This window comes from Pseudomonas sp. (assembly GCF_051660785.1).
GTDB lineage: Bacteria > Pseudomonadota > Gammaproteobacteria > Pseudomonadales > Pseudomonadaceae > Aquipseudomonas.
Genome location: NZ_JBOFQE010000109.1, coordinates 1 through 12,569 on the forward strand (window position 1 = coordinate 1; position 12,569 = coordinate 12,569).

The 12,569-nt window shown below is 59.6% G+C and carries 6 protein-coding genes; 3 read left to right on the plus strand and 3 right to left on the minus strand.

The genetic code is table 11. The features are described 5' to 3' along the window. Positions 1-103 precede the first annotated feature (103 nt). From ACRC4F_RS30000 to ACRC4F_RS30010, 3 genes are all read right to left on the minus strand, one after another. Positions 104-853, minus strand: a complete 750-nt coding sequence (locus ACRC4F_RS30000; RefSeq protein ID WP_438662555.1) for an enoyl-CoA hydratase-related protein — start codon at positions 851-853, stop codon at positions 104-106. Positions 854-1,012: 159 nt separating this feature from the next. After that, a complete protein-coding gene (locus tag ACRC4F_RS30005; protein WP_438662556.1) occupies positions 1,013-1,948 on the minus strand; it encodes an iron-sulfur-binding ferredoxin reductase in 936 nt (311 codons plus the stop codon). Beyond that, positions 1,941-3,047 (minus strand): GGDEF domain-containing protein, encoded by a 1,107-nt coding sequence (locus tag ACRC4F_RS30010; protein ID WP_438662557.1) that lies wholly within the window; start codon positions 3,045-3,047, stop codon positions 1,941-1,943. Before ACRC4F_RS30010 ends, ACRC4F_RS30005 begins: the two co-directional genes overlap by 8 nt. A 502-nt stretch (positions 3,048-3,549) precedes the next feature. Between ACRC4F_RS30010 and ACRC4F_RS30015 the strand changes: the two genes are divergently transcribed. The 3 genes from ACRC4F_RS30015 to ACRC4F_RS30025 all read left to right on the plus strand — a co-directional run bounded on the left by ACRC4F_RS30015 (position 3,550) and on the right by ACRC4F_RS30025 (position 12,538). Further along, positions 3,550-5,073 (plus strand): fumarate hydratase, encoded by a 1,524-nt coding sequence (locus ACRC4F_RS30015; RefSeq protein WP_438662558.1) that lies wholly within the window; start codon positions 3,550-3,552, stop codon positions 5,071-5,073. Positions 5,074-5,309: 236 nt separating this feature from the next. Further along, the gene (locus tag ACRC4F_RS30020; RefSeq protein WP_438662559.1) at positions 5,310-9,794 is read left to right on the plus strand and encodes a SpvB/TcaC N-terminal domain-containing protein; all 4,485 of its coding nucleotides are present in this window, start codon (positions 5,310-5,312) and stop codon (positions 9,792-9,794) included. A 59-nt stretch (positions 9,795-9,853) separates the two neighbouring features. After that, entirely contained in the window at positions 9,854-12,538 is a 2,685-nt protein-coding gene (locus ACRC4F_RS30025) for an RHS repeat domain-containing protein (protein ID WP_438662560.1), read from the plus strand. The last annotated feature ends 31 nt before the right edge of the window (positions 12,539-12,569 follow it).

Genomic DNA, 12,569 nt, shown 5'->3' on the forward strand with positions numbered 1-12,569 from the left:
CTCATCGCGAGCAGGCTCGCTCCCACAGTGGATCTGTGGCGTTAACAAAATCCCTGTGGGAGCGAGCCTGCTCGCGATGAGGCCGGCCCGGCCAGCACAGAACTTAATGCCGTTTGATAAACGCTGACAACGCCGCCATCGCCTCAGGCGACCGCAACCTTTGGGTGAACAACGCGCCCTCTTCTTCTATCACTTTGCGCAACTGTTCCCGGTCCGGCGCTTTCATCAATTGCTTGCTGATCCGCACCGCTTCCGGTGGCAATGATTCGAAGCGCAACGCCATTTCCCGTGCCTTGGCCAACGCCTCTTCGCCGCTGCCCAACGCTTCGGTCGCAATCCCCCACCCTGCGGCCTGTTCACCGCTGAAGCCTTCGCCCAGCAACAGCAACTCCGCCGCTTTGGCATGCCCGAGCAGTCGCGGCAGGATCAGGCTGGAACCAAACTCAGGGCACAACCCGAGATTCACAAACGGCATCCTTAACCGCGCATCCCGACTGACATACACCAGATCGCAATGCAGCAGCATCGTCGTGCCGATCCCCACCGCCGCACCCGCCACCGCCGCGATCACCGGTTTGCGGCATTCCAGCAAATTGAGCATGAAGTGGAACACCGGGCTGTCGAGGTTGCTCGGCGGTTGCTGAATGAAGTCGGCGATGTCGTTGCCGGCGGTGAAGCACTCGGCGCTGCCGGTGATCAGCACGGCGTTGATTTCGGGGTCGGCATTCGCCTGTTTCAGCGCTTCGGCCAAACGGCTGTACATGGCGCGGGTCAGCGCGTTTTTCTTGTCAGGGCGGTTCAGGCGCAGGGTCAGCAGGCCGCGTTCGCGTTCAAGCTGGATGGCATCGGTCATGGCGAGTCCTGATCTGAGAGGTCAACTGTGGCGAGCGAGCTTGCTCCGGGCGGCGATCCGACGCTGGGCTGCGCAGCGGCCCCAAAAGTTTGTGAGCGCTGCGCACTCAAGCGGGACGGTGCGGCGTTCCGACAAGCTCCCTCGCCACAAAATCAGCGCTCAACCACGGGGAACAAAGACATCCGCCAGCAGTTGGTTGCGCGGCAATCCGGCCAGGTACAAACGTCGGGCGAAGGCGTCGACACTGTCGGGGCCTCCGCAGACTAAGGCCAGGGTTTGCCGGGAGACAAGCCGCAGTTGCGCCAACGCCTGTGGCAACTCGGCCGGGGTCCAGAGTTCGACGCTGAGGTTCTCACGCACATCGCACATGGCTTGCAGGGGTTTGGTCAGGTAATGCTCGCTGGCGTCATGGGCCAGGTGAATGACGCGGATGGCGCCTTGGTGATCTTGGCGCAACGCTTCGCGCAGTACACCGAACAACGGCCCCAACCCCGTGCCGGCGGCCATCAACCACAGCGGCCGGGTGTTCCAGTCCGGGTCGTAGTGCAGCGCCCCGCCGCGCAATTCGCCGAGGCGGATCGGGTCACCGATTTTGAGATGACGGGCCGCGTCGCTGAATTCCCCCGGCTGCCGGCAGTCGAGGTGGAATTCCAGAAAGCGGTCTTCTTCCGGCAGGCTGGCCAAGGAGTAAGGCCGTGCCACGTTGCCCGCCCACAACACCAAGTGTTGCCCGGCGCTGTAGCGCAACGGCCGCTCGGTGGTCAGGCGCAGACGCAATACGCTGGCGCTCAGCCAATCGACCGCCGCGACCTGCGCCGGGCGGCCGTCCACTTGCGGATCGAAGGTGTGCACTTGCAGGTCTTCGATGATTTGGCATTGGCATGCCAGACGCCAGCCTTGCTGACGCTGCTCGAAGCTCAAGGCATCGGGGCGGCTGTCGCTGGGCAAGCCTTGTACGCATTGCACCAGGCACGCATGGCAACTGCCGGCGCGGCAACTGTAAGGCACGGCCACGCCGTTCTGATTCAGGGCATCGAGCAGGTTGCTGCCCGGCGCCACCGACCAGTGACGCTCGCCGACGCGCAACTCAGGCATCGACGTTCTCCCACGCCGCCGCGCAACGATTGCGACCGTCGCGCTTGGCGCGGTACAGCGCCTGATCGGCGCGTTGCAAGGCGTCGTCGAGATCATCGCCCAGTTCCAGCAAGGTCATGCCGGCAGACAAGCTGAGGTGGGCGACGTTGAGCCCGATCAGTTCGACATCGGTGAAGGCAATGCGCAGCCGCTCGCAGCAGGACGTCAGGCGTTCGGCGTTGCAGTCGGGCAACAGCACCACGAACTCTTCGCCACCATAACGGGCCAACACATCGCCTTCGCGCAGGCACGCTGTGGCCACACCCGCGAAGGCTTGCAGCACCTGATCGCCCGCAGCGTGGCCGTGAACGTCGTTGATGCGTTTGAAGTGGTCGAGGTCGATCAACGCCAGGCCATGCACTACGCCCACCTCCATGGCGTTCAGCTCGCGGGAGGCCAGGCGCAGGAAATGACGGCGGTTGAACAGCCCGGTGAGTTCGTCGGTGGCGACCAGGTCTTCGAGCTGGCGCATCATCCCGCGCAGGGTGTCCTGATGCGCCTGCAAGGCAAACCGTCGCTGGCGCATACGTTGGCGCGAGGCCTGGACATAACGGGCATAGAGCTCCAGCCAGATCAGCACGATGAATAACACGCAGACTTGCAACGCGGCCAGCGCCGGGTCGTGCAACTGGAAGTGGTAACCCTCCCACAGCGTGATCGAGCTGAAACTGAAAAACACCAGTAACGCACAGCGCACAAACGCACGACGGGAAAGATGGAACAGCCCGAACAACATGATCAGCAGGTAGAACACCAGGAACGCGCCGCGAGCCTCATCCAGATTGGCAATCAGCCACGTCTGCCAGCCCAGGCCCATCAGGACCTGCGCTTCGGTCAGGCTCGGGTCGGAAAATCGCAGGTTGCAGCCGCTGTAAAACACCGCGAATAACGTGGCCTGGGTGATCACCACCAGCGCACTGCCGATGGCCACGCTGGTCAGCGGTTCGTCGTAATGCCCGGTGAAAAACGCCAGCCACAGCAATACCAACGCCAGGGCATAGGTGCCGGCTGCGAGGGCAAAACGTTTGAGTAAAAGCCGTTGGATGGCGTTATGGGTCAATCGTTGACTCACCGTGCGAAAGGAGGCTGATCGAGTGTCCTACTCTACAGACCGAATGCCACTTTAGTGGGGTGTCTGATAAATGACCATTCAATTTTCGGGGCAGAAAACTGGCGCCAATGTCATGACTGCGCGTGTAAACCATTTCCCCTCACCCTAGCCCTCTCCCCAGGGGGCGAGGGGACTGACCGAGGTGTTTATAAGAAATTCTGCGACCTGAAATATCGAGCCGAACTCAGATTTGAAACCAACACAAATCTGCCCCCTTTCCCCCTCTCCCCTGTGGGGAGAGGGGTGGATCTCCCCAACCACCCCAAACACTATGCGACCAACGATTGACTACCGGCGGGTGTGCCCGCCACCGAGGCACGGTATACTGCCGCGCCTTTTTAGCGTCGCGCCAGCAGCCCCGGCGTGCCTTGAAAGGTGCTTGCAACCGACCGATGCACCCAAGCTGCAAGCACCTTATTGAATGTTCCCGTCTTTTAGAGGAGCGCGACTCATGACCGTGATCAAGCAAGACGACCTGATTCAGAGCGTTGCCGACGCCCTGCAGTTCATTTCCTATTACCACCCCGTTGACTTCATCCAGGCGATGCACGAGGCCTACCTGCGCGAAGAATCGCCGGCAGCTCGCGATTCGATGGCGCAAATCCTGATCAACTCGCGGATGTGCGCCACCGGCCACCGCCCGATCTGCCAGGACACCGGCATCGTTACCGTCTTCGTCCGCGTGGGTATGGACGTGCGTTGGGATGGCGCCACCATGGGCCTGGACGACATGATCAACGAAGGCGTGCGCCGGGCTTACAACCTGCCGGAAAACGTCCTGCGTGCCTCGATCCTCGCCGACCCGGCGGGCGCTCGTAAAAACACCAAGGACAACACTCCGGCCGTTATCCACTACTCCATCGTTCCGGGTAACACTGTGGAAGTGGACGTGGCGGCCAAGGGCGGCGGTTCCGAAAACAAGTCGAAAATGGCCATGCTCAACCCGTCCGACTCGATCGTCGACTGGGTGCTCAAGACTGTTCCGACCATGGGCGCCGGCTGGTGCCCACCGGGCATGCTCGGCATCGGCATCGGCGGCACCGCCGAGAAAGCCGCGGTGATGGCCAAGGAAGTGTTGATGGAATCCATCGACATCCACGAGCTGAAAAAACGCGGCCCGTCCAACCGTATCGAAGAGATGCGCCTGGAGCTGTTCGAGAAGGTCAACCAACTGGGCATCGGCGCCCAGGGCCTGGGTGGCCTGACCACCGTGCTCGACGTGAAGATCATGGATTACCCGACCCACGCCGCTTCGTTGCCGGTGTGCATGATCCCGAACTGCGCCGCCACCCGTCACGCGCACTTCGTGCTCGACGGTTCCGGCCCGGCTTCGCTGGAAGCGCCACCGCTGGACGCCTACCCGGAAATCGTCTGGGAAGCCGGCCCGTCGGCCCGTCGCGTCAACCTCGACACCCTGACCCCGGAAGACGTGCAGAGCTGGAAGCCGGGCGAAACCGTCCTGCTCAACGGCAAGATGCTCACCGGTCGCGACGCCGCGCACAAGCGCATGGTCGAGATGCTGAACAAGGGTGAAACCCTGCCGGTAGACTTGAAAGGTCGCTTCATCTACTACGTCGGCCCGGTTGATCCGGTGCGCGAAGAAGTGGTTGGTCCGGCTGGCCCGACCACCGCGACGCGGATGGACAAGTTCACCCGTCAGATCCTCGAGCAAACCGGCTTGCTGGGCATGATCGGCAAATCCGAACGCGGTCCGACCGCAATCGACGCGATCAAGGACCACAAAGCCGTTTACCTGATGGCAGTCGGCGGCGCGGCTTACCTGGTGGCGCAAGCCATCAAGAAATCCCGCGTGGTGGCGTTCGCCGAACTGGGCATGGAAGCGATCTACGAGTTCGACGTGAAAGATATGCCGGTCACTGTGGCAGTCGACAGCAAGGGTGAGTCGGTACATATCACCGGGCCTGCGATCTGGCAGCAGAAGATCAGCGAAAGTCTGGCGGTCGAAGTGCAATAAGCGCTTCAGCATTGCCAATGCGGCCGGGCGTCTGGATGGACGACCCGGCCGTTTTTTTATCTGTTAATGACACCAATGGCATTAAAAGCCGCCCGCTTACAGCTATTTGTTCTAGAAAATCCCTTCCTACCTGTCAGATCTGACAGGTTACGTACCGCCCCTATCTTGTTAGCGTTTGATCCATCAAGCGACACCCCTGCCGCGGGCGAGCGTCAGGCCAAAACAGGATCAGCCCCATGGAAGACAAAGCGTCCCTGAGTATTACTACACCCATCATAGATAACTCGCCGATCACCACCATTGGTAAAAGCTGGGGCAAAGTCGGCCTGACAGGAGCGGCTTCATTTGAACTGCCTTTGCCGCTTTCGGCTGGACGCGGCTGGGACCCCCAACTATCGCTGACCTACAGCAGTCAATCCGTAAACGGGCCGTTCGGCATCGGTTGGCAATTGAACCTCAGCGCTGTCTTCCGCCAGACCGGCAAAGGCGTACCGCGTTATCTGGAAGATGACGTGATCATCGGGCCAACCGGTGAAGAGTTGATGCCCGAGCGTGATGACGTGGGGCAGATCAAGTCCAGAATCGAAAGCCAGTACCGTGGCTTGGCCGTCGGTGAACATACGGTCGTGCGTTACTGGGCTCGGGTGGAACAGACGTTCGAGCTCGTGGAGTTTTGGAGCTCCGCCACCTCACCCGAAGGATTCTGGCTGGTACATGGCGCCGATGGCAGCCTGCACCTGTTCGGCAAAACCGCGAACTCGCGCCGGTCTGACCCGCAAGCCCCGGAGCATGTGGCCGCCTGGCTGTTGCAAGAAAGCATCAACACCCATGGCGAGCACATCTGCTACGAGTACAAACCGGAGGATTCTGCCGAGACTCCTGACCCGCATGATTATCGGGCCCAGCGGTATGTGCATCGCGTGTTCTATGGCAACTTCGAAGCGTACGAGCACTTGTACGGCTGGGATGTGCAGCAGACACCGACGCCTTCATGGCACTTCCACCTGGTGTTCGACTACGGCGAGCGCACACGGGACCTGACTGAAAAACCAGTGTATGAAACGCTCGATCCGTGGCTGATCCGCAATGACCCATTTTCGACCTATGGCCAAGGTTTCGAAGTGGGCACCCGCCGCCTCTGCCAGCAAGTGCTGATGTTTCACAATTTCCCGGTACTGGGTAACACACCGGTGTTGGTCCGCCGCCTGCTGCTGGAGTACTCGGCCACCACGGCACCCTGGTCGTACAGCCAGATCGCGGCGGCGCATTATCAGGCGTATGACGCCAGCGGCACCGTGGAAAACATGCCTCCGGTGGAGTTCGACTATTCGACATTCGAACTCAATACACAGCCGCAAGCATTCTTCCCGTTCGAGAACATGCCGGGCGTCGAAGACGGGGGGTTCTATCAGTGCGTCGACCTGTTCGGTGAAGGCCTGCCGGGCTTCCTGTGTCGCTATGACCAATGCTGGTACTACCGGGAACCCTTGCGCGCCACCACAGGTCCCGACCATATCCACTACGGGCCATGGACAGCGCTGACGCAAATCCCGGTGGCCGACCGCAATAAATCCGCGCGTCAAGCCCTCATGGACCTGACCGGCGCCGGTCGTCTGAGCTGGATCATCGCCCAGCCCGGCCTGTGTGGTTTTTATACGCTCAACCCGGATCGGACCTGGTCAGACTTCATACCGTTTCTGGCGTTCCCGGCAGAGTTTTTCAATGCGCTGTCCCAACTGGGTGATTTGACAGGCGATGGCCTCAGCTCGCTGGCAATGATCGGACCCAAAGCTGTACGCCTTTATGCCAACAAACGTGAAGACGGCTTTGCCAAAGGAGAGGATGTCCCTCATACGCCCGTAGATGACCGCTTGCCCCTGATCAGCAACTCACGCAGCGAACTGGTGTTTCTGGGCAATTTGCTGGGCAGCGACATGACCGAGCTGTGCCGCATTCGTCACAACGAAATCAAATGCTGGCCAAACCTTGGGCACGGGGTATTCGGCAAGGGCTTTGTCATCAGCGGTCCAGGCTTCGATTACGAAACGTTCGACGCCGCGCGGGTGCGCATCGCGGATTTGAACGGGTCCGGCGCCCCCGCGCTCATCTATCTGTATTCGGACTATTTCGAGATCTACCTCAACCTCGGCGGTATGGGATTCGAGCAGACACCCATCACGGTTGCATGGGCCCAAGGCGTGCGTTACGACAACCTGTGCCAGGTCACGCTTGCCGACTTGCAAGGGCTGGGCTGCGCCAGTCTGATCCTGACTGTGCCGCACATGAAATCTCAGCACTGGCGCTACGACTTTGTCAGCGCCAAGCCCTACTTGATGATTGCCAGCAATAACAACATGGGGTGCAGCACCGAGGTGGTGTATCGGAGCTCTGCGCAGTTCTGGCTGGATGAAAAATCCGCGACCAACACGGCCTGTTACTTGCCCTTCCCTGTTCAGGTCGCAAGCCATCAACGCCAACTGGACGAAGTGACCGGCAATCACCTCAATCAGTTTTTTTACTACTTCCAGGCTTACTACGACAGTCGGGACAGGGAGTTCCGCGGCTTCGGGTGTCTGCATCAGATCGACAGCGAAACCTCATCGGACGAAGACGAAAGCTTCACCGCTGCGGCGTTGGTCCGCACCTGGTTTCATACCGGCAGGCAGATTGACCAGCCTTGCGACGGTTGCTTCGATCTTGATGTTGAGGCACACCCGCTGGGTGACACGCTGTTTTGTCGTTACCACCCGGGCGACGAATGCGAGGAACTCATGACGCCTGCCGATGAGGCCACCACCCATGCCATCGCCCGCGCGCTCGCAGGCAATGTACTGCAAGTGGAAACCTACGCGGCGGAAAACTCGACTGCTCCGTTTCTGGTTGAACAGTCGCGCTACATCGTGCGTGAAGTGCGCGAGCGCGGCGAACACTATCCCGATCCGGTGTTGATGGTGTCGTCACTGGAAAACATCAGCTACCACTATGAGTCTTTCATCGAAGACCCATTGTGCCGCCATGTCATCAACCTGTGTCGTGATGCCTTCGGGTTGCCGACTCACTCGATCACGGTCAGTTATGCCCGACGCAGGACCGAACAGGATGAACCCCCCTTTGAGGATGTGGATGAAAGGAAATGGTGGATTGACGCCCATGATCCGGCTCAGCAGTCCTACTACCTGAGCGAAACCCGCGCCGGGTTCATTCACTTGACCGATTGGCAAGGCTGGCGGCTCGGCCTGACGTATCGGCAGCGCGGCAATGCGCTGGTGTTGCCCAAAGGCACTGCACCTGCGGGTCTGAATCCGCAAACGATTTCCTACGAACAGTTCATTGTCCTGTTCTTCTCGACCGAATGGGTAACTCAGCGAGAGCTGACCGCGCAATCGGTGCAACGCTACGTCAAAACAGCCGACGGCACGGTATTGCCGGATGGCACCGCCGATTTCGAGGCCTTGGCAGCTACGCTGGAAATCGCTCAGCTGGACAGGAAGGCGCTGGCGGTGTACGGAGACGTGAAACCTCCAATAGATATCCGGGCAGAACTGGAGAAGATTGGTTATCAGTGCATGAAGCTGTTTCTGGGTACGGACAAAGCAGCCGACGAAGAGGAGGACAAGCAGAGGAATCTTTGGTCCGCTCTCTACAACTTTACCAAGTATGCAAGCCTCGATCGCTTCTACAAGGTGATTCAGTACAACGAAACCATGAGCCATGGTGTGACCGAAGCGACTTACGACGCATACGGCCTTGGAACCATCAACGTCAAGCTGCCGGATGGCTGCACCACTCACATCGACTTCGATTACCACTCACTGCAACCGCTGCGCATCATTGATGCCAACGACAACTCTGAAGATGTCCTTTACGATCCGTCCGGCCCGCACACCGTCACTTTCCATGGGACAGAAAACGGCCTGCCCGCAGGCTTTTGGCCCATTGCCGATTATAACCGCCCCAAGGACGCCACCCCGGTCTCGGCGATCAATGATCCGACGGCTGCGCTGCAAAAAGCGGCCAGTACCTTTCGCAAGGACCTGTTCAGCTGGATGGGCAGTCTCCCCCACTCCGTCCTGCAGACACCCGACTGGCTGAGCGACTGGATCGCTCAAGGTGATGTGTTGCCGAGCCTTCACGTTCGAGCCAGTGCCCGACTGCGTCTGGCCCGGCTCAAGTCCCGGACGCCGGCCGAACAGGCACTGTGGGAATTGCTGCTCAACGTCCCGCGCATTCCGGTGCACAGCGTCGTTCTTACCGCGGACCGGTACCCGGATGATGCTGTACGGGCACAGATCCAGATCATCCTGTCATTCTTAGACGGTTTCGCAAGGCCACTGCAGACTCAGCAGCTGGTAGAGCCCGGCAAGGCCTTTGTCGTTGAAAACGGCGAACTGGTGATCGAAAACGGTCAGCCCAAGGAGGAGCACGCCGATCGACGCTGGCGCATCAGCGCGCGGGTGGAATACAACAACAAGGGCTTACCCGTTCGAACTTATCGTTCCTATTTCGCCAACGCGTGGGGCTATATTCTCGATGAGTCTTTCCGGAATTTCGGTTACCACGACAAGAGCTTTTATGACGCACTTGGTCGCATGATCAAACTCGTCAATGCCAAAGGCGATATCGCTCGCGAAATCATCCATCCCTGGTACAAGATCAGCATGGACTTCAATGACACCCACATTGCACCGCCTCCGAAAAAGCTCAAGGCAGAGTTGCAATGACCACAACGGCTCATTGGAACACTCCCACACTGACACCCGTTGATCCTCGGGGATTGGCAGTGCGGCAGATTGTGTACCTGCGTAATGAGATCAGTAACGCGCTTGAACCCCTCATCACCCGACAACGCCATGACGTTGTCGGGCGACTGGTGGAGCAACGCGACCCGCGACTGGTCGATGCGCTCAAGCCCAACCTGTCCACGGTTTACGGTCTTTCCGGGCAACCGGTCAAGGTTGACAGCGTCGACGCCGGCTGGCGGATCAGTCTGCCGGGGCTGGCCGGTGAAACCCTCCGGCGCTGGGACGGACGGGGCAACCATTGGCTCACCGTTTACGACGATCAATTGCGCGTGCTCACCCTTGAAGATGACACTCAAGGCATCATCGAATCCGCGATCTATGCCACCGCACTGGCCGACCCGAAGCACAACCTGCGTGGCCAGGTGATCAAGCAGGTCGATGCCTCTGGCGAAGTTGAAATCAACAGTTTCAGCCTGGACGGCCAACCACTGCACCACAGCCGAACGATTACCGGGGCCGGCACATTCTCCAGCAGTCGGACTTTCAGCCCGCTCGGCGTGGTCCTGACCCAGACCGATGCCGGTGGTCATCAGCAACGCCTGCGCTACGACTGCGCCGGGCAGCTGCAACAGGTTCACCTGCAGCTCGACCCCGCGGCGGCCTGGCAGACCGTTCTTGAAGACGCCCGCTACAACGCCGCCGGCCAGATCATCGAGCAACGCGCCGGCAACCAAGTGGTCAACACATGGACTTACGATGACGCCGACGGTCGTCTCGACTCACTGAAGGCTGGCCTGCCCAACCAGGAGCCGCTCCAGCATTTCCAGTACCTGTATGACCGGGTCGCCAACGTCGTGCGCATCGACGACCTCACGTTCAAAGCGATGTACTTCAAAAACCAGCTCATCGATGGCCACCGCGAATTCACTTACAACGCGCTGTACCAACTGATCAGCGCCACCGGCCATGACAACGCCCCGAGCGTTGATCTGCCCGGTCGCCCTTCGCCGAGCGACCCTAAAAATCACCTCAACTACACACAGCGATACGCGTACGACAAAGGCGGCTCCCTGACCAGGTTGGTCCATGAGCGCGCAGTGGGCGGCTACACCCACGAGATGTTCATCGACCCGACCAGCAACCGCGGGGTGCGCTGGAAAGCCGGTGAACCCATCCCTGATTTCGCCAGATCGTTCGACCATCATGGCAATCAGCAGGCCTGCGCGCCGGGAAGAGCCCTGCACTGGAACAGCCGCGATCAACTGGCCAGCGCCACGCTGGTTGAACGTGACACTGCCGCCAACGATGAAGAAGTCTTTCGCTACAGCCAGGGTGTACGGGTGTTCAAGCGCCATGAATGGAAGGCGGCGACCCTCACCCATTTTCATCAGGTGGTCTACTTGCCGGGGCTGGAAATCCGCACCCGCGACAACGGCGAAGAGCTGCACGTCATTACCTTGCCGGGGGGCCGCGGCAGCGTGCGTTGCCTGCACTGGGTCAGCAAAAAACCCGACGGCATCGACCAGGATCAACTGCGCTACAGCCTTGACGATCACCTCGGTTCCAGCCTGATGGAACTGGATCAGAACGCCCGGCTGATCAGCCACGAAAGCTATTACCCGTTCGGCGGCACCGCCTGGCTGACTGCGGCTTCCTGGCTAGAAGTCGGCTACAAAACCATCCGTTATTCGGGCAAGGAAATGGATGAATGCGGGCTTTATTACTACGGCGCACGTTACTACGCGCCGTGGTTGCAGCGTTGGGTGAGCGCCGATCCAGCCTGGGAGGTGGATGGCCTGAATTTCTTCGTGTTTGTGACAAACAATCCGATGCGCTATCTGGATAACGGCGGCACGCATAAAGAGGAAGCCGCCCGGCAACAGGTCATCGACACATTCAATACGTTATCAACCGTCAATAGCGAGATGCAGAAACTCAATCGTCAACTCTACAATCTCACTCGAACCCGCGACATCTACAAAACCGCAGGCAAGAAATTGCTCTATAGCATCGTGTCCTTTGCCGTCACTTTTCATGCGGGAGCAGCGGGAGCTGCAGTGGGATCGGGTGTCGGCAGCCTGACTGGGCCGGCGGCCCCCGTTGCAGTGCCGGTCGCCGCGGCCGTTGGTGGCATTTTTGCCGCTGAAGCGGCAGCCAAAGTCATGGACAAACTCGGCGAAGAAACCGGGCTGGGCTATACCATCACACCGGACCCGTCAGGTTTCTCGGTCAGCAGCATCAAAAGCAAATCCCGCGCCGAGCCTTTCAGCGTGAAGGCTGTTGCAAAGAGCTTCAGTCCGGAAAATTCGGCAGGCCTGACAAAAACGGCCATCGAAACGACCGCGCGAGTCATCGGTAAACACCTCAAAGTGCCTTACCTCAAACAATCCCTGGCCATATTCCGTCAAGCGGCTCAACTGACCGAAGCGCTCAATGATTCCCTTGGCCAAGGCGATCTCGACAAGATAACGGCCAATCTCGACGCGTTGAACACCTATCTCAATGACGTAGAAGCGCAAGTCAACGAAGCCTTTGAAACACTGGCAGGCGCTGCCGTCAGCGATGACAGGCTGATCGGTGCCCTGAACATGCCGATGAGCTCCGGAGACCTTGACCGGTCGAGGATCGAGCAGGAATTCAAAGTCGCAAGAAGCGGAATCAAACAAGCCAGGAACCTGGCCGGACGAGTCTCTCAGTACCTCATCGAAAAAAGAGCCGCCTGACGGCGTGCCCTGCAACGACGCCCCTGAAATC